20 protein-coding genes and 1 tRNA gene are annotated in these 23166 nt (G+C 62.3%); 8 read left to right on the forward strand and 13 right to left on the reverse strand.

The window, feature by feature from the left end; translation table 11 throughout:
- Positions 1-25: 25 nt before the first annotated feature.
- Positions 26-577, reverse strand: a complete 552-nt coding sequence (rfbC, locus tag NKI10_RS21440; protein WP_023684599.1) for a dTDP-4-dehydrorhamnose 3,5-epimerase — start codon at positions 575-577, stop codon at positions 26-28.
- Position 578: 1 nt separating this feature from the next.
- Complete coding sequence (gene rfbA / locus NKI10_RS21445; protein WP_023705506.1) at positions 579-1460, reverse strand: glucose-1-phosphate thymidylyltransferase RfbA; 882 nt, start codon at positions 1458-1460, stop codon at positions 579-581.
- 589 nt (positions 1461-2049) lie between these two features.
- On the opposite strand from rfbA, the gene NKI10_RS21450 reads away from it, so the two are divergent.
- Positions 2050-3198 carry an acyltransferase family protein gene (locus NKI10_RS21450; protein WP_352861831.1) on the forward strand — a complete coding sequence of 383 codons (1149 nt, stop codon included), beginning with the start codon at positions 2050-2052 and terminating at the stop codon, positions 3196-3198.
- A gap of 135 nt (positions 3199-3333) precedes the next feature.
- On the opposite strand, the gene NKI10_RS21455 is transcribed toward NKI10_RS21450, so the two are convergent.
- A complete protein-coding gene (locus NKI10_RS21455; protein WP_352537953.1) occupies positions 3334-3585 on the reverse strand; it encodes a hypothetical protein in 252 nt (83 codons plus the stop codon).
- An 89-nt stretch (positions 3586-3674) separates the two neighbouring features.
- Positions 3675-4268 (reverse strand): biotin transporter BioY, encoded by a 594-nt coding sequence (locus NKI10_RS21460; protein WP_023684601.1) that lies wholly within the window; start codon positions 4266-4268, stop codon positions 3675-3677.
- 117 nt (positions 4269-4385) lie between these two features.
- Between NKI10_RS21460 and NKI10_RS21465 the strand changes: the two genes are divergently transcribed.
- Complete coding sequence (locus NKI10_RS21465) at positions 4386-5294, forward strand: MBL fold metallo-hydrolase (protein ID WP_023752792.1); 909 nt, start codon at positions 4386-4388, stop codon at positions 5292-5294.
- 4 nt (positions 5295-5298) lie between these two features.
- On the opposite strand, the gene NKI10_RS21470 is transcribed toward NKI10_RS21465, so the two are convergent.
- Both NKI10_RS21470 and NKI10_RS21475 read right to left on the reverse strand, forming a co-directional pair.
- Positions 5299-6081 carry a DUF1499 domain-containing protein gene (locus NKI10_RS21470; protein WP_352861833.1) on the reverse strand — a complete coding sequence of 261 codons (783 nt, stop codon included), beginning with the start codon at positions 6079-6081 and terminating at the stop codon, positions 5299-5301.
- A 122-nt stretch (positions 6082-6203) separates the two neighbouring features.
- Positions 6204-7832, reverse strand: coding sequence for a fatty-acid--CoA ligase (locus NKI10_RS21475; RefSeq protein ID WP_352861835.1), 1629 nt, complete (start codon positions 7830-7832; stop codon positions 6204-6206).
- A gap of 297 nt (positions 7833-8129) precedes the next feature.
- Here NKI10_RS21475 and NKI10_RS21480 point away from each other — a divergent pair, with 297 nt between their 5' ends.
- Together NKI10_RS21480 and NKI10_RS21485 are read left to right on the forward strand one after the other, a co-directional pair.
- Positions 8130-8489: a hypothetical protein gene (locus NKI10_RS21480; RefSeq protein ID WP_352861928.1), complete on the forward strand. Its 360-nt coding sequence runs from the start codon at positions 8130-8132 to the stop codon at positions 8487-8489.
- 160 nt (positions 8490-8649) lie between these two features.
- Positions 8650-9036: a DUF427 domain-containing protein gene (locus NKI10_RS21485; protein WP_352861837.1), complete on the forward strand. Its 387-nt coding sequence runs from the start codon at positions 8650-8652 to the stop codon at positions 9034-9036.
- A gap of 165 nt (positions 9037-9201) precedes the next feature.
- On the opposite strand, the gene NKI10_RS21490 is transcribed toward NKI10_RS21485, so the two are convergent.
- The 3 genes from NKI10_RS21490 to ppdK all read right to left on the reverse strand — a co-directional run bounded on the left by NKI10_RS21490 (position 9202) and on the right by ppdK (position 14042).
- Positions 9202-9972 (reverse strand): polysaccharide deacetylase family protein, encoded by a 771-nt coding sequence (locus tag NKI10_RS21490; RefSeq protein ID WP_050588449.1) that lies wholly within the window; start codon positions 9970-9972, stop codon positions 9202-9204.
- 89 nt (positions 9973-10061) lie between these two features.
- On the reverse strand, positions 10062-11162 hold the full coding sequence (locus tag NKI10_RS21495; protein ID WP_352512877.1) for a glycosyltransferase family 9 protein: 1101 nt from the start codon (positions 11160-11162) through the stop codon (positions 10062-10064).
- A 174-nt stretch (positions 11163-11336) separates the two neighbouring features.
- Positions 11337-14042: a pyruvate, phosphate dikinase gene (gene ppdK, locus NKI10_RS21500; RefSeq protein ID WP_352861840.1), complete on the reverse strand. Its 2706-nt coding sequence runs from the start codon at positions 14040-14042 to the stop codon at positions 11337-11339.
- Positions 14043-14257: 215 nt separating this feature from the next.
- Between ppdK and NKI10_RS21505 the strand changes: the two genes are divergently transcribed.
- The 3 genes from NKI10_RS21505 (at position 14258) to NKI10_RS21515 (ending at position 15315) form a co-directional block, all read left to right on the forward strand.
- Positions 14258-14602 (forward strand): VOC family protein, encoded by a 345-nt coding sequence (locus tag NKI10_RS21505; protein WP_023670692.1) that lies wholly within the window; start codon positions 14258-14260, stop codon positions 14600-14602.
- A gap of 110 nt (positions 14603-14712) precedes the next feature.
- Positions 14713-14787, forward strand: a tRNA-Gln gene (locus NKI10_RS21510).
- A 177-nt stretch (positions 14788-14964) separates the two neighbouring features.
- A complete protein-coding gene (locus NKI10_RS21515) occupies positions 14965-15315 on the forward strand; it encodes a hypothetical protein (RefSeq protein WP_023819241.1) in 351 nt (116 codons plus the stop codon).
- 190 nt (positions 15316-15505) lie between these two features.
- Here the strand turns inward: NKI10_RS21515 and NKI10_RS21520 are convergent, their stop codons facing one another.
- The 4 genes from NKI10_RS21520 to NKI10_RS21535 all read right to left on the reverse strand — a co-directional run bounded on the left by NKI10_RS21520 (position 15506) and on the right by NKI10_RS21535 (position 21981).
- On the reverse strand, positions 15506-15814 hold the full coding sequence (locus NKI10_RS21520; RefSeq protein ID WP_352861842.1) for a hypothetical protein: 309 nt from the start codon (positions 15812-15814) through the stop codon (positions 15506-15508).
- 1236 nt (positions 15815-17050) lie between these two features.
- On the reverse strand, positions 17051-20509 hold the full coding sequence (gene smc / locus NKI10_RS21525; protein WP_352861844.1) for a chromosome segregation protein SMC: 3459 nt from the start codon (positions 20507-20509) through the stop codon (positions 17051-17053).
- 69 nt (positions 20510-20578) lie between these two features.
- Positions 20579-21307: a DsbA family protein gene (locus NKI10_RS21530; protein WP_023692056.1), complete on the reverse strand. Its 729-nt coding sequence runs from the start codon at positions 21305-21307 to the stop codon at positions 20579-20581.
- Between the two features lie 167 nt (positions 21308-21474).
- Entirely contained in the window at positions 21475-21981 is a 507-nt protein-coding gene (locus NKI10_RS21535) for a DUF721 domain-containing protein (RefSeq protein ID WP_023687168.1), read from the reverse strand.
- Between the two features lie 50 nt (positions 21982-22031).
- On the opposite strand from NKI10_RS21535, the gene mutY reads away from it, so the two are divergent.
- Positions 22032-23153: an A/G-specific adenine glycosylase gene (mutY, locus tag NKI10_RS21540; RefSeq protein WP_023692057.1), complete on the forward strand. Its 1122-nt coding sequence runs from the start codon at positions 22032-22034 to the stop codon at positions 23151-23153.
- Positions 23154-23166: the final 13 nt, after the last annotated feature.

The following is a 23166-nucleotide window of genomic DNA, read 5'->3' on the forward strand; positions in this document are numbered from 1 at the left end:
GGCGCTCTCCTCACATCGTCGCGCGTCATGCGAACACCTCGGCCGTGGCGAGCGGCGGCGCCTTGAGGTCCTTGGCCGAGAGCTCGAAGCCGCCGGTGGGCGATGGCCAATCGATGCCGATGTCGGGGTCGTCGAAACGGATCGATCGGTCGTGCGCCGGCGAATAGGTGTCGGTGACCTTATACACAACCTCGGTGTCCGGCACGAGCGTGACGAAGCCGTGCGCGAAACCCTTCGGCACCAGGATCTGGTTGCCTTTCTCGGCCGATATTTCGAGCGCGACCCATTTGCCGAAGGTTTTCGAGCTGCGGCGAATGTCGACCGCCACGTCGAGAATCTTGCCTCTGATCACACGCAGCAACTTGTCCTGCGCGCGTGGAGGAAGCTGATAGTGAAGCCCCCGCACGACACCTGCCGCCGCCGAATAGGAGTGATTGTCCTGGACGAAACGCAGGTCGATGCCGGCTTCAAAAAAGCGCTCGGCATTCCAGGTCTCGATGAAATAGCCGCGCGCATCGCCGTGCCGCTTCGGCACGATCTCGAGCACGCCATCAAGACCAAGCTGCCTGAAGTCCACTCTAGTTCTCCGTCAGCTCGGTGACACGCCGGCGCAGATAGGCGGCGTATTCGTTCTTGCCCAGGCGCGTGGCGCGCTCAAGCACCTTGTCGGCGGTCAGCCAGCCCTGCTCGAAAGCGATTTCTTCAGGACAGGCAACCTTGATGCCCTGGCGGTGCTCGATGGTGCGCACGAAGGACGAGGCCTCATGCAGGCTGTCATGCGTGCCGGTGTCGAGCCAGGCATAGCCGCGGCCAAGCTGATGCACGTGCAATTTCCCGCGCTCGAGATAGACGTTGTTGACCGCCGTGATCTCGAGCTCGCCGCGCGCCGAGGGCTTGATCGTCGAAGCGATGTCGACGACATCGTTGTCGTAGAAATAGAGCCCGGTGACCGCCCAGTTGGACTTCGGCTTCTCCGGCTTTTCCTCGATCGTCAAAGCGGTGCCGGTGAGCTTGTCGAACGACACCACGCCATAGCGCTGCGGATCCTCGACATGGTAGGCGAACACCGACGCGCCGCTTTCGCGCTGCGCGGCAGCGCGGCAGAGCTGCAACAGGCCCTCGCCGAAATAGATGTTGTCGCCGAGGATCATCGACACATTGTCCTTGCCGATGAAGTCGCGGCCGATGATGAAGGCCTCGGCAAGCCCGTTGGGCCGCGGCTGTTCGGCATATGAGAGCTCAAGGCCGAACTCCGAGCCGTCGCCAAGCAATTCCCGGAAAGTGGGTAAGTCACGTGGAGTTGAGATGATCAAAATCTGTCTGATACCCGCGAGCATCAGCACACTCAGCGGATAATAGATCATAGGCTTGTCGTATATCGGCAGGATTTGCTTAGAGACCGCTAATGTTAGCGGATAGAGACGGGTGCCGCTGCCTCCTGCAAGGATAATTCCTTTCAACAAGCTCTCCTTGAAAACCGAGGCCCCCGCCCTGACAACAAGTTGCCCGTGCTTAGGTTTCAAGCAATGGCTTGTCAATCTTCCGGCTCGGGCAGCGTCTAGGATCATCCCCGTTCGTCCGAATCGGTCAATCGCGAAACAGATTTGCTACGCCCTCATCAAAAGATAGCGGGCTAGGTGCCTTCCGTTCAATCACATTCCGGTCGCAGTACGTGACCCTCGAAAACCCGGAACCAGAACTCGTAGTCATCTTGTTGGCGACTGTCACAGCGCGCGGTAGAGAAGGTCGCGGCGAGCACAGCACTGTTCTGCTCAAGTGTTGTCGAACTGACGAGGGCGCTTGCCTTGCCATGAATGGTCGAAGGGATTGGTCTGTCTCGTTTCTGCTGACGATGTTCGTGCGTGAATGTCCGACGTGGGGTTTAAAGATGACCGGACCTCTAAACAGCGCGAGTTGCGAGTGAAGCGCGCCGCGCGTGCTGGGCGGACGCGCTTGCACGAAACAGTGCATAGGAGTTGTCTCTCGATTGCTGTTGCCCACAAAGGATGCGAAAAACTTCTGAAAAGACGGAAGCTCTCGGGAGGAGTTGTGCCGAAAGTATTTCTATCTATTCAAGGGCTGCGCGGGATCGCGGCACTGCTCGTCGTCGTGCATCACTACTACGGCGTCTATGGTTCAATCCACAAACTGGTCGGCGGCGATCTCCCCTGGCTTTTCTCCTACGGAAATGTGGGAGTCTTTGGCGCCGTTGGCGTGCCCATATTCTTTGTGGTTTCCGGCTTTGTCATAGGCTTACAGCGGTTCGAGATTGGCGCTGCCGGTGTCTATGATTTCATGGTCAAACGGGTATCCCGAATCCTCCCGCTCTATTGGGTGATGACCCTCGCCTATGTTTGTTGGGCCTCCCAAGTGTGGACATGGCCGCAATTGGGCCGCTCACTACTGTTCCTCGAGAGGCCTATCACAGGCCAGCTACCTGCGCTGGGGGTCGGCTGGACTCTTGAATACGAAATGTTCTTTTACATAGCATTCGCGGTCGTGGTGGTTTCCGGCATAGTTGGCACCAGGGTAAGGGGCGCGGCCATTCTGATCTCTGTCTTCGTGCTGATGGTTTACGTGAACTTATCGACCGATGCGGCGGTTCTTGGCTTTTCCGGATCTCCGGTTATCTTGGAGTTCTGTGGCGGCTTAATCATCGCATCGACCATCCAGAACTGCGCCGTGACGCGGCTATGGCTGGCGTATCTCGTTTTTGCCCTGGCGATACTAATCCTTTCGACGACAGCCTTCGTCGGTGAGTCGCGAAACGTCATTTTTTCCATGTGGGGAGCCGGGGCCTTCTTCCTCGTGTTTGGGCTTGCCGCCGCAGAGGTCGAAGGTCGGGTCTTCATGCGAGGGCGACCATTTCAGATGCTGGGTGCAGCTAGCTACGCGATCTACCTTGCGCATCTTGTCGTGCAGGGGAGCTTTTTCAAATGGCCGATTTGGTACTGGCGTTGGTACGAGGTGATAGAGCCCCACCTTGGGCTTTTGTTGATGCTCTCGTTTGCGACCGCCTGGGGGCTGGCTATCCACTATGGCTTCGAAGTCTGGGCCAACGCCTGGTTTAGGCGCTGGCTGCTGCAATGGTCGCCATCGCGTCTTCAGCTCAATCATCTTCAAATTGCCGATGGCGATGGTCCGCGTATCCCCCTTTCGCTCAGGAACCGAACCGAAACGCTGTTCCCGTGGCGCTGAGTGCGCCTAGTTCCGCACGATCCAATCCAGCAAATCTGGATCGATCGTCTCTGCGCCGGTGAAGTCGCTGACCATCTGCGCCGCAATTCCGGCCATGCGAGACGGGTTCCCTTGCTTGGACGCGACATACCTCTCTCATGCGCTCGATCGCGGCCAAGGCGTATATTCCTTGTTGGCGATCATTTCTGTGGTAAGGCGACCCCGATCGCGCTCCTTTCGGAACCCTTTGACGCCCATCGTTCCATCCGGAAAAGCGAGGTTGGCAGCAGTATCCAGTCGCAAGGGGGCGTCGATGTCGTAGTCGGAAAACTCTGGCGCGATATCTCTCTCGCGGCTGATGATGACCTCGCCATAAAGTCTGATTTCAGTGAAATCTTGATCTTGCATAGGCGACCGGACGCTGTTGCCGCAAAAAGCCGTACCCCCGGTTTTACACTCTTTTATTCACGTAAAATTCGGTGGAAAAAGCCTCCGTTTCAGGGCTGCTTGGGCAGCAGCGACCATACCGCCGGCACCAGGCTGGCGGCGAGCGCAACCTTGATCAGGTCGCCGAGGACGAACGGCAAAACGCCGAACTGCCACGCCTTTTCCGCGCCGATGAGGGTGGCCAGCCAGGCAAAGCCCATGGCCATCATGACGATTTCGGCGACCAGCATGGCGTTGAACAACTTGATCGGGTGGCGGTCCCAGCCGCGGTCGGCGGCCCAGCCGACAATGGCCGCCATGACGACGAAGCCGGCGAGATAACCGCCGGTGCCGCCGATCATGTAGGCGATGCCGATGCCCTTTTCAGGCGTGCTCTGGAAGACCGGGAAGCCCATGGCGCCTTCGGCCATGTAAAGAAGCAGGGTAGCGACGCCAAGCCGCAGGCCAAATGCGGTGGCGATCAGCAGGACGGCCAGCGTCTGCATCGAGATGTCGACCGGCCCGAGCACGACTTTCGTCTTGGCCGACAGGGTCAAAAGCAGCGTTCCGGCGATCGCCAGCAAAAGCTGGGTTGCCAGGCGCTGCGCGCCCTCCTGGGGCAAAGCGAGAGAAACAAGCGGGCGCATCGTCGTTGCAAGTGCCATGGTCTTCCCCAATCCGGATTGCCGCAGATCGCGGCCTTGCGTTTTTCTATATTGGCTTCCGTGTTATGCGGCAATCAGTTTTGCCGTCTTCCTGAACAGAGATTCAACGACACCGCCATGGCGCTCAAATTCGACACCAGCTTCGATCCCGCCTATGGCCAGGGCGTCACCGTCGCGCCCGAGGTCTTGCGCGTCACCGCCAAAAACCCCAGCCCATTCACCTTTCACGGCACAAACAGCTACATTATCGGCCGCGACACACTGGCGGTGATCGACCCGGGTCCGGATGATGAAGCGCATTTCCAGACGTTGCTGAAGGTGATCGCAAACCGGCCGGTGAGCCATGTTTTCGTCAGTCACACGCATCGCGACCATTCTCCCCTGGCCGCCCGGCTGAAAGCGCGCACCGGTGCCGCCGTGCTGGCCGAAGGCCCGCACCGCCCGGCAAGGCCGCTGCGGATCGCCGAGATCAATCCGCTCGACGCCAGCGCCGACACCGGTTTCGTGCCGGATGTCACTTTGCCCGACGATACGCTGGTCGAGGGCGATGGCTGGACGATCCGGACGGTGCTGACGCCGGGCCACACCGCCAATCACGCGGCATTTGCGCTCGAAGGCACCGGCATCCTGTTTTCAGCCGATCATGTGATGGCGTGGGCGACATCGATCGTGGCGCCGCCGGACGGAGCGATGGCCGACTACATGGCCTCGCTCGACAGGCTGATCGCGCGCGACGACCGCCTGCTGCTGCCCGGCCACGGCGGCCCGGTGACCGCGCCGCTCAGCTTCATGCGCGGGCTCAAGACCCATCGCAAGATGCGCGAACGGGCGATCCTCGAGCGGATCCGCGACGGCGACCGGACGATCCCGGACATGGTCAAGGCGATCTACCGGGACACCGACCCACGCCTGCATGGCGCTGCCGGTCTGTCGGTGCTTGCCCATCTCGAAGACCTGGTGGCGCGCGGCCTGATTGCCACCCAGGGTGACCCGGCCATCGACGGCGTCTTTGTGCCGGTGGGGTAGAGAACTACTCGGCCGGAGCCGCACCCACCTGGCCCGCAACCTCCCGGTCGAGTTCGGCGAGGAACCCGACGATGCGCGCGGCATTGTCGCCGAGATCGTAGCGGCCGTAGCGGGAGGCCGAGCGCATGTCGACGACGATGGTGTCGCCATCATTGCTGACCCGGATGGCGACGTCGGCGGGCAGGCCGACGACGAAGCTCCGGGCCACGGCCGATATCGTCACCTCGTCTTGACCGTCGGTCACTGGGTATGGCGCGGTAAGTTGCCAATCGCGGCGGTCGAGCACGGTTTCAACGGCGTCGACGACGGTTTCGAAAGGCAGATTGTAGCTATGCCCGGTGACCAGCGGATAGGCGTCGGCCTGCAGGCGCGCTTCGCCCGGCGTTGGCAGCGCGAGCACGTTCATGTCCTTGGTGCGGTCGCTGGTGTCGAGCACCGGCGGATTGTCGAGGTCCGTCGTGATGTCCCTCAGGGGCGGCGTGGTCGCCGCCAAATAGGTGGCAAAGCCGTAGGGCGTCAGCACCAGCAGCGCCAGCAGGGCGCCGACCGAGAGGTCGCGGCCGCCACGGTCACCGAAATGCCACAGCCGGGACAAAGCGAGGCCGGCAAACAGCAAAGCGAACGCGGCAAGCAAGGCGACGATCGCCAGCACCCACAGGAAGGCCGGCGTTTCGACCAGTTCGAAATGATGGCCGGCCAGCACGGTGAGCAGCAGGACCAGGGCAAAAGCGCCCGTGCGCCGCGACCAGCCGGCCGCCTTCGATGTCTGCCGCTCGTCAATTTCCATTGTCTTCAGCACCGCCCCAACCCGCACAGACGCTTAGAGCAAAGGATGCTCAAATTGAACATCCCCTGCCCTAACGTTTTTGCGGCCGGTAGCTTGAAGGTCAAGGAAACGCACGGTCCCGGTCAATCCGTCGGCAGGCGGTAGTCGCTGAGCTGCTTGCGCAAGGTGATCTTCTGGATCTTGCCGGTGGCGGTGTGCGGGATTTCACTGACGAAAGCGACGTCGTCGGGTATCCACCATTTCGGCACCTTGCCGTCCATGAACGCCAGTATATCGGCCTTGCTCGGCTCCTTGCCGGGCTTGGCGACCACGACCAGCAAGGGCCGCTCGCCCCATTTCGAATGATGGACGCCGATCGCCGCGGCCTCGGCGACATCGGGATGGCCGACGGCGAGGTTCTCCAGGTCGATGGTCGATATCCACTCGCCGCCCGACTTGATGACGTCCTTGGCGCGATCGGTGATCTGCATGTAGCCGCCGGAATCGATATGGGCGACATCGCCAGTGTCGAACCAGCCGTCCTTGTCGAACTGCTCGGCTCCGACGCCGCCATAATAGGCGCTGGCGACGGCTGGACCGCGCACCTTCAGCCGGCCGAAGGTCTTGCCGTCCCAAGGCAGTTCCTTGTCGTCGTCATCCGTCACCTTCATCTCGACCCCGAAGGGCGGGTAGCCCTGCTTGCCCTGGATATCGAGCCGGTCCTCGCCCTCGAGCGCTTGATACTGCGGCTTCATGGTGCACAGCGTGCCGAGCGGTGACATTTCGGTCATGCCCCAGGCATGGATGACTTCGACACCGTAATTGTCCTGGAATTTCCTGATGATGGCGCGCGGGCAGGACGAGCCGCCGATGACGACTTTGCTGAGATAGGGAAGCTTCTTGCCGGTCTCTTCCAGATGCTGCAGCAGCATCATCCAGACGGTCGGCACGGCGGCGCTGAAGGTCACCTTCTCGGTGTCGAGCAGCTCGTAGATCGAGGCGCCGTCCATCTTGCAACCGAGCATGACCAGCTTGGCGCCGATCATCGGCGCGCTCTGGCCAAGGCCCCAGGCATTGGCATGAAACATCGGCACGACGGGGAGGATCGTGTCCCGCGCGGAGAGGCCCATGGCGTCGGGCATGGCAGCAATCATGGCATGCAGCACATTCGAGCGGTGGCTGTAGAGCACACCTTTGGGATCGCCCGTCGTGCCGGAGGTGTAGCACATGCCGGCTGCGGTGTTTTCGCCGAAAACCTTCCAGGCGAAGTCGCCATCGGCCTCGTTCAACCAGTCCTCATAGGCAACCACATTCGGCAGCGTCGTTTCAGGCAGATGCGCCTTGTCGGTCAGGACGATCACCTTTTTCAGCGATTTGACCGCGCCGGCGATCTTTTCCAGCAGCGGCATGAAGGTCAGGTCGACGAAGATCCCTCTATCCTGCGCATTGTTCATGATCCAGACGATCTGCTCGGGGAACAAACGCGGGTTGAGCGTATGGTAGATGGCGCCGATGCCCATGATGCCGTACCAGGCCTCTATGTGGCGCGCCGTGTTCCAGGCCAGGGTCGCGATGCGGTCGCCGAGCACAAAGCCATCGCGCTCCAACCGTTGAGCGACCTTGAGCGCGCGGCGATGAACTTCAGCATAGGTGGTGCGAACGACAGGACCTTCGATCGAGCGCGAGACGATCTCGCGCGTCCCGTGCTGCCGCTCGGCATTGTCGATCAGCTTGTGGCAGAGCAGCGGCCATTCCTGCATCAGTCCGAGCATCTGGTTCCTCCCATTGCTTCCTCGTTTTTCCCGTCTTTTGTTCCATTGTGGGACGAACGGACGGATTGTCCAGCCATGACGTCTCCAACCGTTAACGGCTGAAGCAAGCAGTGATCGAAAGGCGGGGAAAACCGCCACAATCCGGCCATCGTCGACGTTAAGGTTCGTTAACGGGGTAGGGGTGCGGATTGGCGACTGAAAGAGGTTCGCATGGACACGCAGCTCGACGGCAAGCAGATCGACGACAGGCAGATCGACGACAGGCAGCTGGATGACAGCGGGGCCGAAGACGTGCAGTTGGACGATATTCAACTCGGCGACAAAGAGCTTGAAGACACGCTTGCCGCAAGTCTGGCCGATCTCGTGCCGGAGGCCAAAAAGGTTTCCGAAGACGAATTTGTCGAGGTGGTCGGCGGCGCCCTTGAGGCGGTCGGCGGCACGCTGCTGTTCAAAATGTGCGTCCAGAACGAAGGCGAAGGCCAGCATGTCGCCGCCGCATCGATCGGCGACGGCGGCAATCGCCAGTTTCTACTGCTCACCTTGCCGACAGGCGGCGGCCCACTGAAGGTCGAGACGACGTCAAGAAGCACCAACCCGGTAGCCGGTATTGCCGCGGCCTATGCCGGCCTCATGGACGTGTTCAAGACCGCAGCCTGAGCATTCCACGCGGGATCGTTTTTAGTGATCGGAAGGCCAGCTCTGGCCTACTGGCGAAGGCTTGCGCAACGAGTTCTCCAGACACATTTTAGGGACATGGGAAGCAACCCCGCACTCTCTCAATCGGACTGTGCTCCCAATCGAACAAGGAGAACCCCGCATGGACCAGATCGCCAACCCCGCCCCCGGCTTTCAGAGCAATCCCGGCAAGGTCATCACCGTCGAACCCTATCGCGGTACCGTGGTCGTGCGTGCCGGCGATACGGTGATCGCCTCATCGACGCGAGCGAAGCTTCTGTCCGAACCGCCCTACCCCCAGGCATTCTACATCCCCTTCGAAGACATCGACTTCACCCAGCTCGGCAAAACCACCCTGTCGACCCACTGCCCCTACAAGGGCGACGCCAGCTACTGGAGCGTGCTGCCGGCCGGCGAGACCGGCAAGGACGCAATGTGGGGCTATGAGCAGCCCTTCGACGAAATGGCTGAGATTCGCGACCACGGCGCCTTCTATCCCAACAGGGTGACGATCGAAGCAGCACCCTGAGCAACCGAATCAAGCCGCCGTTGCTCGCTTCATCATCCCAGGGTCTTCGCGACGGAGCTTCGCTCCTGTTTCATCCTGGGATGACGAAGTTTAGAGGCCTCGGCTAATCTCAAACGTCGGCGACGTCAGTCCAAAGGGGATGAAACTGCCTGCCGCCGCCTAAGCCTAATCAGTCGTCCCGTCGTTGCCGACGCCGTCGGCGTCATCCAGCCGCACGAACGTCAGCCCCTTGGCCTTCAGCGCGAGCAGACCTTGCACGACGCCCTCGCCGGCGGCGTGGGTCGGCTGGTTGATGTGGGCGATGATGACATCGCCATCCTTGGCGGCGGCGATGCGCCGGGCAGTTTCTGTTGCGCCGAGCAACGAGCCGCCATCGCCGTTGATCGAAAAGCCGGCGACCTTGAAGCCAAGCTTGCGGATCATGGCGATAGCCGACGGGCTGTATTCGGCGGTCGCGCCGCGAAACCATTTCGGCGCCGGCTCGCCGGTGCCAGCGAGAGCGGCAGCGCCCGATTCGACTTCGGCCTGCACCGCTTCCGGGCTGCCGGCGCTGCGGATGCCGTAGATCTTGCGCGGCGTGTCAACGGCCGGGATGTGATGGCCGCCATGGTTTTCCAGTTCGAACAGGTCCGGATGCGCGCGCATGATCTCGACGGCGGCGGCATTTCGCTTCAGCCAGATACCGGTGACGAAGATCGTCGCCGGAATCCGGTTCTCCACCAGGGCCGAGAGTATCCTCGTATCGGTCTGCCCGCCGCAGGCGTCGAGCGTGAGCGCGACGCGGCCGACACTGCTACCGTCCTCAGCCTTCAGATGCAGCGCCGGCTCGACAAGCGGCGCGGCCTGGGCCGAGGACACGGCCAAGATAGATAGCGCCAAGGCGCAAAACAGCTTTTGCAAGGGATGCCTGTCTTGTCTGAGAATCGGCGCTGTCATAGCCGCATCCCAGGACCCGCAACAAGGCGGAAATCGGGATAGTGGCCGTGAGAAAGCTGATATCCCGACAATGTGACCGCCGCGCACCGTCAGACGGCGTGTTCCAGTTCCACATGCGTGCGTGACAGGACTTCGCGCACGGCCGCGACGACCGGTTCGACCTCGAGGCGCCAGACGCAGCAGGCCTTGCTGGGATCGAGCGGATTGCACAGGCTGCCCGCCACGCAATTGCACGGCATGGATGGCTGCAAGGCGAGGCTGGGCACGCCGACCGGTCCCCAGACGGCCGGGCTGGTCAGGCCGAAAAGGCCGACAACCGGCGTTCCGGCCGCTGCTGCCATGTGCATGGGGCCGCTCTCATTGCCGACAAACAGCCGCGCCTGCTGCAACACCGCCAGCAGCGTTTCCAGCGACAGCGCGCCGACGAGGTTGACGATTGACGCGGCACTGGCGAGGATCTGCTCGGCCGGCTTGCGCTCGTCAGGGCCTCCGACGAGTACGAAATCCAGTCCGGTTTCGCGCGAAATCGTGTCGATCACGGCGGCAAAGCGTTCATGCTGCCAGCGCCGGCCGTGAAAACTGGCGCCGGCATGCACCGCGACAAAGCCGTTTGGCCGCAAATGGTGTTTGTCCAGCAATGCCTGGGCCCTCGCCGTCTCCATCGGCAATGGCCGAATCGACGGCACCCGCACGCGCAGGCCGACGCCGAGCGGCTCGAGCGGCGAAAGGTAGCGGTAGAGATAGTGACGTTCGCCAAAACCGAACGGCTCGGCAAAGACATTGGCGGGCTGGCGCTCATGCCAGCGCAGCGGCCTTTCCGGAGGATTGTAGCCGATGCGGGTGCTGGCGTTGAGGAACCTGACGATGAGCCGCGATGTCTTTGAATCGGTGAGGTCGATGGTCAGGTCGAAACGGAATTGGCGCAGCTTGCTGATCATAGAATAGAGCTCGCGCCCACGCTCCAGCGGGGTGCCGCGCATGGCGGCGCGGCGGAAGGTCACGACTTCCGAGGCGATGCCGTGGGCGGTCACAAAACTGGCGAGGCGCGCCTCGCAGAGAAAGACGATCCTGACACCGGGATATTCGAGCTGCAGGTTCTTGGCGAGCGTGGAGGACAGAACAATATCGCCGATGAACTTGGTCTGGATAATCAGGATCGAGCGGAAGGGTCTGGGCGAAATCTGCAACATCTTTTTCTAGGCACCGGGCGGGTTGGGGGGCCGTGAAATTGGGCGGAAACGATGTCGGGATTGCGTGTTCAGCCGCGCACATCAGCGTGAATTTGCTTACAAAATCGTAAGCTTAGCGCCAAACGACCACCCAGGGGTGGCCGTTTCATCGATACCGAAAGGACTATGTCGAAATCAGGATGCCGCGGCGCTCTTTTTGGGGCGCGGCACTGCTGTTTTGGGAATCTGCACCGCGGCTTGCGCTGCGGCCAATCTTGCGATCGGCACCCGGTAGGGCGAGCACGACACATAGTCGAGGCCGACCTCTTCGCAGAAGCGGATCGAGGCCGGATCGCCGCCATGTTCGCCGCATATGCCGAGCTTGATGTCGGGCCGCGTCGCCCTGCCCTTCTCGGCAGCCATGCGCACCAGTTCGCCGACGCCCTCGATGTCGAGCGAGACGAACGGGTCCTGCTCGATGATACCTTTCTGCCGATAGGTCTCGAGGAAGGATGCTGCGTCGTCGCGCGAGATGCCGAAAGTGGTCTGGGTGAGATCGTTGGTGCCGAAGGAGAAGAACTCGGCCGTAGCGGCGATGACGTGGGCGCGGATCGCCGCGCGCGGAAGCTCGATCATCGTGCCGGTGAGATAGTCGATCTTGACGCCGGTCTCGTCCATGACAGCCTTGGCGACCGCATCGATGCGCGCCTTGACGTAGTCGAGCTCCTTCACCAGGCCGACCAGCGGCACCATGATCTCGGGAACGACCAGCGCGCCGGCTTTCTTGCCGGCCTCGACGGCTGCCTCGAAAATGGCGCGCGCCTGCATCTCGGCAATCTCGGGATAGGAGACGGCGAGGCGGCAGCCGCGATGGCCGAGCATCGGGTTGAACTCGTGCAGGGCTTCGGTGCGCTGCCTGAGCTTGTCGAGCGAGACGTTCATGGCGGCGGCGACCTCCGCCACCTCCGCTTCCGTCTTGGGCAGGAATTCGTGCAGCGGCGGATCGAGCAGCCGGATCGTCACCGGCAGGCCGGCCATGATCTCGAACAGTTCGAGGAAATCCGAGCGCTGCATCGGCAACAGCTTGGCAAGCGCGGTGCGGCGGCCCTTCTCGGTATCGGCCAGGATCATCTCGCGCATGGCGACGATACGCTCGCCGTCGAAGAACATGTGCTCGGTGCGGCAGAGGCCGATGCCTTCGGCGCCGAAGGAGCGCGCCATGCGCGCATCGAGCGGCGTCTCGGCATTGGTGCGCACCTTCATGCGGCGCACCGCATCGGCCCATTCCATGATGGCGGCGAAATCGCCCGACAGTTCCGGCTGCAGCATCGACACGGCGCCCTTCAGCACCTGGCCGTTGCTACCATCGATGGTGATGATGTCGCCCTTGCGGAAGGTCTGGCCCATCGACATCAGCGTGCCGGCCTTGTAGTCGACACGCAGCGAGCCGGCGCCCGAAACGCAAGGCTTGCCCATGCCGCGCGCGACCACGGCGGCGTGGCTGGTCATGCCGCCGCGCGTGGTCAGGATGCCTTCTGAAGCATGCATGCCGTGAATGTCTTCGGGGCTGGTTTCGATGCGCACCAGGATTGCCTTGCGACCTTGCGTCTTCAGATCCTCGGCATCGGCGGACGAGAAGACGATCTCGCCGGTCGCGGCGCCCGGAGAAGCCGGCAGGCCGACGCCGATGACATCGCGCGCGGCCTTGGGGTCGATGGTAGGATGCAACAGCTGATCGAGCGAGGCGGGATCGATGCGGGCGACCGCCTCCTCCGTCGTGATCAGCTTGTCGCGCGCCATTTCGACGGCAATCTTCAGCGCCGCCTTGGCGGTGCGCTTGCCGGAACGCGTCTGCAGCATCCACAATTTGCCGCGCTCGATGGTGAATTCGAGATCCTGCATGTCGCGGTAGTGCTGTTCCAGGCGGTCGGAGATGTCGACGAAGGACCGGAACGCGTCCGGCATCAGTTTCTGCAGCGACGGCTTGTCGGAGCCGGCGGCGATGCGCGCCGCCTCGGTGATGTTTTGCGGCGTGCGGATGCCGGCTACGACATCCTCGCCCTGCGCGTTCACCAGGAATTCGCCATAGAGCATCTTTTCGCCGGTCGAGGGGTTGCGCGTGAAGGCGACGCCGGTGGCCGACGTCTCGCCCATGTTGCCGAATACCATGGCCTGGACATTGACCGCCGTGCCCCAGCTTTCCGGGATGTCGTGCAGGCGCCGGTAGGTGATGGCGCGGTTGTTCATCCAGCTGGAAAACACCGCGCCGATCGCCCCCCACAGCTGCTCGTGCGGGTCCTGCGGAAACGGCTTGTCGAGTTCCTCCTCGACCTTGGCCTTGTAAAGGGCGATGACGCTCTGCCATTCCTGCGCTGTCAGTTCGGTGTCGAGCTCGTGGCCGAGGCTCGCCTTCTGGTCCTCCAGGATTTCCTCGAACACTTCGTGGTCGAGACCCATGACGACATCGGAATACATCTGAATGAAGCGGCGGTAGCTGTCATAGGCAAAGCGGGCATCGCCGGAATCGGCTGCCAACGCCTCGACCGTCTCGTCATTGAGGCCGAGATTGAGCACGGTGTCCATCATGCCCGGCATCGAGGCCCTGGCCCCGGAGCGGACCGAGACCAGAAGCAGCTTCGACGGATCGCCGAAACGGCGCCCCGTCAGCTGCCCGATATGGTCCAGCGCCTTGACGACATCGGCCTGCAACGCGGCCGGATAGCTGTTGCCGTTGGCGTAATAGGCGTTGCAGACTTCGGTGGTGAGGGTGAAGCCCGGCGGCACGGGCAGGCCAAGACTGCACATCTCGGCCAGATTGGCGCCTTTGCCGCCGAGAAGGTTGCGGTCGCCCGCACGTCCCTCCGCGGCGCCATCGCCGAAGGTGTAGACCCATTTGGTCATGCTCGCCCTCCAAGTCCTCGGAAGATAGAACACCGGGGCCAAGACCCGGTTCCCCCGCGTTCCGACCCGAGCGTTATTATGCTGCAGTGCGAAAGGCAAGGTGTGGCAGCGAAGCCCGGCGACTACAATCGATTAAGCAAAAGCTGCGTCGAAAAGACTTGCCGGATCGCTGCCCAGGATATAGAACATATAGGGAACAAGTTGGGAGCAGCGTGATGAAACTCAACGGAAAACTCGACTATCTCGAACTGCCCGCGACCGGCGCGACGCTGGACAGCGTCAAGGCTTTCTACAGCGCCGCCTTCTCGTGGTCGTTCACCGATTACGGGCCGACCTATTCGGCCTTCGGCGAAGGGCTCGATGGCGGCTTCCAGGCCGATGCAGCGGAGGCGCCGGCGAAACCATTGCCGGTGCTCTATTCGCAGGATCTGGAAGCAACGCTCGACGTTGTCGAAAGCGCCGGCGGCACGATCGTCAAGCCGATATTCTCGTTCCCGGGCGGCAGGCGGTTCCATTTCACCGATCCCGCTGGCAACGAGTTGGCGGTCTGGGGCGAATAGCGCGTCCCCGCGCCAAGCGGTGGATCAGTTTTGCACAGTGGCAAACTCGGCATTGAGCTTTCGTGCCGCTCGTCCTATAAGGCCGCGCGCAACGGGCAAAGCTCGCTTGCTGGGGCGTCGCCAAGTGGTAAGGCATCGGTTTTTGGTACCGACATTCCCAGGTTCGAATCCTGGCGCCCCAGCCATCCCTGTTCGTCGGTGTTCAAGCACTTAGAAATTACGAATTCTAAGTGTTACACCCAAGCGGATAATCGACATGGCATCCGGCCTGTGGGAATCGTTCTACCCGCGCCGTGTATGGGTTGCGGTTGGCCGACATTTGGGGAAACTTTAAAAGCATCAAAGTTAAGAGGAAAAGACGAATGCGCGCTGTTGCGGTTGTGCCGTTTCTGGCCGTAGTGACTTCCTTGGTGGGCTGCACAACAGACCAGGGCAATGCCGGTCAACAGTCAGAAAACAAGCGCCAATGTGCCGGGTTTGGTTTTCAGGAAGGCACCGATGCCTTTGCCAACTGCATGATGCAGCTTTCCCTGAAGCAGAAAGACCAACAGCCGCCCGACCACGATGCGCTGTTGCGCCAATACAAGTCCCTTAGCATGCGCCGCCAGGGTGACGATCGTTATCCGGTATGTAGCGCCGCCGACATGGGAAATGAACTCGACACCTCGATGAACAAATGGGTCGGCCCGAACTGCCAGATTGCGCCAGACTAGCAGACTTAACCTGCAACTTGATGAGCGGGCGCAATTCGGCTGGACGAAATTTCGAAAGCTCCAGGAGCCCCAGCCAATTTACATGAAATAAAATTTACCGACGCCATGGATGGCTGCCGTCATGAGTATCTAAGTCCCACGCGACCCCGACCCCGACTCCGTCGACAGAGCCGGGGCCGTGCGGAGAGGATCAGTAATCGTTGTCGTCCTGGATGACGACGGGATGATGCCGATGATGTCGATAATAGCGATGATGGCTACGCTCGATCGAGCCGGTCACGATAACAGTATCCCGGCGATGATGTCTGCGGCCGTGGTCGTAGAAGGCAACCGTGCCGTGTCTGCGGTGATGAAGGCGTTGACCTTGGTCATTGATGATTCTGACGTTCCTGTGATGATGACGATGGTGGGTCGTGATGACCACGTCAGCTTCAGCTGCCGGAGCTATCGTCGGCACGGCAAGGAACAGCGCCAAGGCGCTCACGATCATTGTTTTCATTGTAATATCTCCATCTGCTAATTATCCCTTCGCGGGGATAACCGCGTCCCATCCCTTTGGTTCCGAGTAGCGTCGTTGGTCCACGGGCGCGATCAGTGACGGCTGCTCCCGCGCAACACGGCGTGTGAAGGAAGGAATTGCGACAACAGCTCTTGTTGGCAAATTCTGGTGAGCACGCTCTTTCAAGCCGACCACCAAGGTTACGCAACTCGACAAAGCAGCGCTGCGCACGACCATTCTATGTCGTCGCGTTCGATCTCCTGATCTGTGACGGGAAACACTTGTCTTGCGAGGAGGACTGTCGGCACAACTTTTCAGATTTACGAGAATACGACCAATCAGGCCATCTTAGATCGCCTAAGTCGGGCGGTCTCAGATCCCGTAAGAAACTGCAAGGTAAACCACCGGCGCCAAGATCAGCAGAACCGCGATTCCGATAACCACTGCGATTGCCAGGCGCTCTGTTCGCCTGACAAGCTCAGCGACCTTGTCGTCGTCAGCCGATGGTATGAGGTCAAGAACGGAAGAAACTTCCGCAGGACTGTCGTTGTCGTTTGCGGGTCGGGTTGCGCCGTCACGCACATATCTCTGGACAAAGGTCACTGTTAGCCTCGCTATTGAAACGCACGCCATTGGCGGTGTCACGACAATCGGGTGCCCGCTAACCTCTCAGGGATGGCGGGCACCCGATTGACCACCGATGAAGGGACTCATGCTCGGCAGCCCGGTTCCAATGTATCGGGAGGGCATAGGTTGCCCGCCTTCAGGCCTATGGCTCCGACGTCAGGACTTCAGTCATACCCTGTTCGGACCTTGGTCTGGCAATCGACGAAGCGATGGCCGCCATTTTGTTTCGACGCAGAAAATGCGGGAACATTAGTAGGCTCTTACGAGTTCACTCCCAGCAACTAATTCGGGAGAGATACGGTGAACAACATAATCTGGCTCATCGGAGCAGTCGTTATCGTGATTGCGATACTGAGCTTCCTTGGCTTCCGATAAACGTGGCAGCTGAATTGCTGTCGGAGCCTATTGCCATCTCCGCCTTGTAGGCATCGCTTTCGCGTTGGCCGGGCGCTTTGCACGTGGGCTTTGGCGTTCGCTCTCAGGTGGCGCTTAAATTCCTTCTCTTCGAACCTTACAGAATGCGCGTCGCAAGCAGGTCGCAAGGGCGACGGTCCTATTGCAACAGTCGGATCGACGCCATCGCCGACGAAATCAACAAAGCATGCTGCGTCAGCTCGCCTCGCGCATCGCCTCGGCGGCCTGCAGATCGACCGAGACCAGTTGGCTGACGCCCTGCTCGGCCATGGTCACGCCGAACAGGCGGTTCATGCGCGCCATCGTGATCGGGTTGTGGGTGATGATGACGAAGCGCGTCTCGGTGGTCGCGGCCATTTCGTCCATAAGGTTGCAGAAGCGTTCGACATTGTGATCGTCGAGCGGCGCGTCGACTTCGTCGAGCACGCAGATCGGCGCCGGATTGGTCAGGAACACGGCAAAGATCAGCGACATCGCCGTCAGTGCCTGCTCGCCGCCGGACAGCAGCGTCATGGTCTGCGGCTTCTTGCCGGGCGGACGTGCCAGGATTTCGAGCCCGGCTTCGAGCGGGTCGTCGGATTCGATCAGCTGCAGTTCGGCCGTGCCGCCACCGAACAGATGCGAGAACAGCCGCTGGAAATGGCCGTTGACCACCTCGAAAGCGGCAAGCAGCCGTTCGCGGCCTTCGCGGTTCAGGCTCTGGATCGCTTGCCTGAGCTTGCGGATCGCCTCGATGATGTCCTCGCGCTCGGAGACGATGGTCTCCAGCCGGTCCGACAATTCCTTCTGCTCTTCCTCGGCGCGCAGATTGACGGCGCCGAGCCGCTCGCGCTCAACCTTCAGCCGGTCGAGCTGGCGCTCGATGTCGGCCATTTCCGGCATCGGGCTGTCGGCTTCCAGGCCGGTATGGCGGATGACCAGATGCGGCGGCGTGTTCAGCGTTTCCTGGATGCGCGCCTCGACCTCGAGCCGGCGCTCGTCGGCGGCGGTCAATCGCTCTTCGGCGCGGACGCGGGTTTCGCGGGAATCGGCCAGCGACTGGATCGCCGCGGTGGCGGCCTTGTCCAGCTCGGCCTGCTTGTTCTCGGCCTCCTGCAAGCGGTCGGCAGCCGCCTTGCGCAAGGTCTCTGCCTCGGTCAGCTGCGACAGCAGCGCGCGGCGCCTGGCGTCGATCTCATCGGGGGCGTCGGCCAACGTCTCGCGCTCGGCCTCGGCCTCGGCCCTGCGCTCGCCGAGCGAGGCGATCTGCGTCGAGGCGTTTTCGGCCCGCTGCAGCCAGTTGCTGCGCTCGGACCCGATGGCGTCGAGCCGGCGCATGCGCGCCTCGGCTTCGCGGCGCAGGCCTTCATGGACGGCGCGCGCGTCGGCCAAGGTTGCGCGATCGCGGCTGACATTGGCGGCAGATTGTTCAAGCTGCAATTGCAGGTCGCCGAGATCGGGGGCGTCCTGCAGAAGCATTTCGGCCTCGGCGAAGGCGGCGGCCGTTTCTTCATGGCTGTCGACGATTCGTGCGCGCGCCTCGTCCAGGGCGGCGCGGCGGCTTGCCAGCTCGCCACCGGCCTTTTCGGCCTCGGCCAGCGCGCTGCGGGCGGCGTCCAGGCCGTGCTGGGCATCGCGCCCGGCCTGGCGCGCATTGCGTTCGGCCTCGCTCGCCTGGCGGAGTGCCTGTTCGGCCTGGGCAAGGGCAGCCTCTGCCTCGCGCATGATCTGCGTCGCGTGCACCGCCTCGGCATCGAGCTCGGCCAGCCGGTTCTTCTGCGCCAGCCTTTGCGCCGCCGCGGTCGGTGCATCGGCGCTGGCGCTCAGCCCGTCCCAGCGCCACAGCGCGCCGTCACGGCTGACCAGCCGCTGGCCGGGGGCAAGCAGCGTCTGCAGGCGTTTGCCGTCGGCGGCATCGACGATGCCGATCTGCGCCAACCGGCGGGCAAGCTGCGAAGGCGCGCGCACCACGCTGGCGAGGCTCTTGATGCCTTCCGGCAGGGCCGCATCGCCTGGTTGAACCTGGCTTTCGCCCCAATGCACCGGCGCGCTGCGGTCGAGCGGCACGTCGAGGTCCTCACCAAGCGCAGCGCCAAGCGCCGTCTCATAGCCACGTTCGACGCTGAGCTGCTCAAGCACCGACGGGAAAAGATCGCCGCTGGCGGCATTGAGGATCTTGGCCAGCGTGCGTGCTTCGGTCTCGATGCCGGCGAGCTCCGACCTGGCGTCCTGCAGCGGCGGACGAGCGGCACTCTCGGTGGCGCGCGCCTCGGCGACCGCCTGTTCGGCAGCAATGGCGCCGGCCTCCGCTTCCTCCAACCGGGCGAGCGCGTCCTCGACCAGAGCACGTTTTTCGGCCGGGTCAGGCAAGCCCGCAACCTTCGACACAATCTCGGACAATTCGCGGTCGACGTCGGCCAGCTGGCGGGCAAAGCGGTCGCGGCGTTCGGCGTTTTCGCGCAGCGTGCGTTCGATCTGATTGCGCGCGGCGGCGGCCTCCGCTCGTTCTGCGGTCAGCGCAGCGAGCTTTGCTTCGCTCTCCGACAGCGTTGCGCCGGCCTGCTCGAAAGCGGCCCGCGTCGTGGCCTCGCGTTCGGCGGCGCCGGCATTTTCGGAGTTGAGCGTGGCTTCTTCCTCGCGCAGGCGCTCAAGAATATCAGCATTGTCGCGGACCATGCGCTCCTCGCGGGCGATGTCGCCGTCGAGCTGCTGCAGCCGGCGCTCGAGTTCGGCCTGGCGGGCGCGGATGCGGCCTGCCTCCTCCTCGATCTGCGCCTTGGCGATCGACAGCCGCTGAAAGGCGGCGGCAGCCGCGGCCTCGGCGTCACGCAGATCGGGCAGCCGGTGGGCGCCGATGCCTTGCTCCCGGGCGGCAGCCATCTGGGCGGCGGCGCGGTCGCCGACCAGAGCTGTGGCAACCGCCAGCGCCGACCGCGCATCGCCCTCCTGGGTCTTGGCCAGCGTCCAGCGCAGATGCAAGAGCGTGGCTTCCGCCTTGCGGATATCGGCCGACAGGTTCTTGAAGCGCGATGCCTGGCGCGCCTGGCGCTTAAGGCTTTCGATCTGGCTCTCCAGTTCGCCGACGACATCGTCCAGCCGTTCCAGATTCTGTTCGGCCGCCTTCAGCCGAAGCTCGGCCTCATGGCGGCGGGTGTGCAGGCCGGAAATGCCGGCGGCTTCTTCGAGCAGCGCGCGGCGCGCCTGCGGCTTGGCCTGGATCAGTTCGCCGATGCGGCCCTGTCCGACCATGGATGGCGAGCGCGCGCCGGTCGACTGGTCGGCGAACAGAAGCTGCACGTCCTTGGCGCGGGCTTCCTTGCCGTTGATGCGGTAGAGCGAGCCGGCTTCACGCTCGATTCGGCGCGACACTTGCAATTCATCGGCGTCGTTGAAGGCGGCGGGCGCGGTCCGGTCGCTATTGTCGAGGAACAGCGTGACTTCGGCGGTGTTGCGGGCCGGGCGCGTTCCCGAGCCGGAAAAGATCACGTCGTCCATGCCGGACGCGCGCATGTTCTTGTATGAGCTTTCGCCCATCACCCAGCGCATCGCCTCGACAAGGTTCGACTTGCCGCAGCCATTCGGCCCGACAATGCCGGTCAGGCCACGTTCGATGACGAACTCGCCGGGTTCGACGAAGGACTTGAAGCCGAGGAGGCGAAGGCGCGAAAACTTCATTCGCGCCTGCCTGGAAGGCACAAAGGTGCGCTGACGCCGAAGCGCAGTCGCTCCGGCGCCGCCTGGACGTCAGAGCAGAGGGTCGATGATGGCCGATATTTCCTCAATCGACATCGCACCTTTGTAGGTTTTCCCGTTGATGAAGAAGGTCGGAGTCGAGTCGACCTTGAATTCATCGGCGCCGCGCTTCTGGACCGATCTCACATCGTCCAGAAGTTTCTGGTCCGTCAAGCAGGCCTCGAAGGACTCCTGTGTAAAACCGGCGAGCTTGGAGATCTGCAGCAGCGCATCCTTGGTATTGTTGACGCCGACCCAGTTGGCCTGCTGCTTGAACAGCACGTCGACCATCGGGAAATAATTGTCCTTCGAACAGCGCGCCAGCATGAAACCGGCCTCGGCGCTCGGATCGAACGGGAATTCGCGCAGGATGTAACGCGCCTTGCCGGTGTCGATGTACTTGGTCTTCAACTCAGGGAAGGTGGTCGCGGCGAAATGCGCACAATGCGGGCAGGTCATCGAGGCATATTCGACGATGGTGACCTTGGCGTCATCCTTGCCGAGCTGCTTGTCGGGCAAAGCGCCGGGCTTCAGCAGTTCGGCCATGTCGACATTGCCGGAAGACTCCGGGACCTTGACGGCGGCCGGAGTGGCAGGCGTCGAAGCAGGCGCGGGAGCCGCAGGCTTCACATCCGCTGCTTTGGCATCCTCGCCTGAATCGCTGCATGCGGCGAGCATAGCCACTGCCGGAATGACGGCCAGCGAAGACAGGAGGTTTCTGCGGGACAAGCTACGGTTCATGCGAATCACCTGACTGTGGTTTGATTTTGCAACGCAAAGGCTAGAAAAGGCGAGAGTTGGCGGGAATTAAGGCATCGCCGTCCCCATTCCAATCGCCAAACTCTACATGCAGGATCACGAATGCGCGAGATAGATGACGCGTTCATGACCGACTGATTACCGGTTGATTACCTTGGCCGCTTCCTTTGGCCAAGAATTGTGGCGCCAAGACGCTCCAGCGAGGCGCGCAAGCCTTCATCCTCGATCTTGCCGACGGTATCCGACAATTTGGCCTTTTCGACAGAAGTCAGTGCTCTCGGCGTCGGTTTCGGCCGGGCTTTGTCCCTCAGCACCGGCTTTTGCACGATCCGGATCCTGCCGATCGCGTTGAAGCCGAGAAAGGCATTGACGCGGTTGATGATCTCGCCGGTCTCGTGCTGTAGGTGCAGCGCGGCCATGCCCTCGCAGGCGATGACCAGCACCGCCGGCTCGAACGGATCGTCCTCATGCATGCGGCGCGGCCACTGGATTTTTTCGGGGCGCGAATGGCCGGCGAGCCTGGGGCCGGCGATCTCTTCCCATGACTGCACCAGCCCGATCGAAATGCCGGCCCGCTTGCGCAGCACGGGGTCGAGGATCGCGGTCGCGAGATCGCTCACCGGAACGGGATTGCCGTAAGGCGTTCTCCCTGCCATGTACGTTCTCCAGCCACGCTCCTCACCAGCCTAGAGCCAGCCCGCGATCAATGGCACTGCACGAACAGACCCGCAAGGCCGCATCCGGACCAACTCTATCGGGAGAGATCGCCGCGCGTCTGCTTGCCTGGTACGACGCGCACCATCGCGAACTGCCGTGGCGGATCACGCCGCACGCCGCGGCCGGCGGTGCACGGCCGGACCCCTATCGCATCTGGCTTTCGGAAGTGATGCTGCAGCAGACCACGGTCGAAGCGGTAAAATCCTATTTTCGCGCCTTTGTCGAGAAATGGCCTGATGTGAAGGCGCTGGCGGCTGCGCCGGCCGAGGATGTGATGAAGGCCTGGGCCGGGCTCGGCTATTATTCACGGGCGCGCAACCTCAAGGCCTGCGCCGATCTGGTTGCGAGCCAGGGCGGCCGTTTTCCCGACAACGAAACGGGATTGAGGGAATTGCCGGGGATCGGCGCCTATACGGCGGCGGCGATCGCGGCGATCGCCTTCGACCGTCCGGCGGCGGTCGTCGACGGCAATGTCGAACGTGTCATCTCGCGGCTCTATTCGATCGCAACGCCGCTCAGCGAGGCAAAGCCTGAAATCCGCGCGCTCGTCGAAAGACTGGTTCCGCAGACAAGGCCGGGCGACTTCGCCCAGGCAATGATGGACCTTGGCGCCACGATCTGCACGCCAAGACGGCCGCGCTGCATGCTGTGCCCGGTGCGCGAGGATTGCAGCGCCATCCTGTCCGGCGACCCCGAGCGCTTTCCGGTCCGCCTGCCCAAGGTCGACAAACCACTCAGGCGGGGTGCCGCCTTCGTCGCCGAGCGCGGCGACGGCGCCATCCTGTTGCGCAAGCGGCCTGACAAGGGCCTGCTCGGCGGCATGACCGAGGTGCCGACCACAGGTTGGACAGCGCGGATCGACGGTGCAACCACTTCGGAGGCAGCGCCCTTCCCTGCCGACTGGCGGCGCGCTGGAGAGATCGCGCATGTCTTCACCCATTTCGCGCTCGAGCTCGAAGTCTTTCACGCTCAAGTGAAAAGTGATGCGCCGGAAGGGCATTTCTGGTCGCTGGCCCATGACATTTCCGGAGAAGCGCTGCCGACGGTCATGAAAAAGGTCATCGAAGCAGCGATACCGGGCGCAACCAAAAAACACCGCCCGATTGACTAGCATTCGCTTTGAA

The sequence above is a fragment of the Mesorhizobium sp. M0802 genome, assembly GCF_040320115.1.
Taxonomy (GTDB): domain Bacteria; phylum Pseudomonadota; class Alphaproteobacteria; order Rhizobiales; family Rhizobiaceae; genus Mesorhizobium.

Coding starts and splice junctions, on each gene's coding strand:
- NKI10_RS21455 (WP_352537953.1), bottom strand. CDS start 3,585: ATGCAAGATCAAGATTTCACTGAAATCAGACTTTATGGCGAGGTCATC.
- NKI10_RS21460 (WP_023684601.1), bottom strand. CDS start 4,268: ATGGCACTTGCAACGACGATGCGCCCGCTTGTTTCTCTCGCTTTGCCC.
- NKI10_RS21465 (WP_023752792.1), top strand. CDS start 4,386: ATGGCGCTCAAATTCGACACCAGCTTCGATCCCGCCTATGGCCAGGGC.
- NKI10_RS21470 (WP_352861833.1), bottom strand. CDS start 6,081: ATGGAAATTGACGAGCGGCAGACATCGAAGGCGGCCGGCTGGTCGCGG.
- NKI10_RS21475 (WP_352861835.1), bottom strand. CDS start 7,832: ATGCTCGGACTGATGCAGGAATGGCCGCTGCTCTGCCACAAGCTGATC.
- NKI10_RS21485 (WP_352861837.1), top strand. CDS start 8,650: ATGGACCAGATCGCCAACCCCGCCCCCGGCTTTCAGAGCAATCCCGGC.
- NKI10_RS21490 (WP_050588449.1), bottom strand. CDS start 9,972: ATGACAGCGCCGATTCTCAGACAAGACAGGCATCCCTTGCAAAAGCTG.
- NKI10_RS21495 (WP_352512877.1), bottom strand. CDS start 11,162: ATGTTGCAGATTTCGCCCAGACCCTTCCGCTCGATCCTGATTATCCAG.
- ppdK (WP_352861840.1), bottom strand. CDS start 14,042: ATGACCAAATGGGTCTACACCTTCGGCGATGGCGCCGCGGAGGGACGT.
- NKI10_RS21505 (WP_023670692.1), top strand. CDS start 14,258: ATGAAACTCAACGGAAAACTCGACTATCTCGAACTGCCCGCGACCGGC.
- NKI10_RS21515 (WP_023819241.1), top strand. CDS start 14,965: ATGCGCGCTGTTGCGGTTGTGCCGTTTCTGGCCGTAGTGACTTCCTTG.
- NKI10_RS21520 (WP_352861842.1), bottom strand. CDS start 15,814: ATGAAAACAATGATCGTGAGCGCCTTGGCGCTGTTCCTTGCCGTGCCG.
- smc (WP_352861844.1), bottom strand. CDS start 20,509: ATGAAGTTTTCGCGCCTTCGCCTCCTCGGCTTCAAGTCCTTCGTCGAA.
- NKI10_RS21530 (WP_023692056.1), bottom strand. CDS start 21,307: ATGAACCGTAGCTTGTCCCGCAGAAACCTCCTGTCTTCGCTGGCCGTC.
- NKI10_RS21535 (WP_023687168.1), bottom strand. CDS start 21,981: ATGGCAGGGAGAACGCCTTACGGCAATCCCGTTCCGGTGAGCGATCTC.
- mutY (WP_023692057.1), top strand. CDS start 22,032: ATGGCACTGCACGAACAGACCCGCAAGGCCGCATCCGGACCAACTCTA.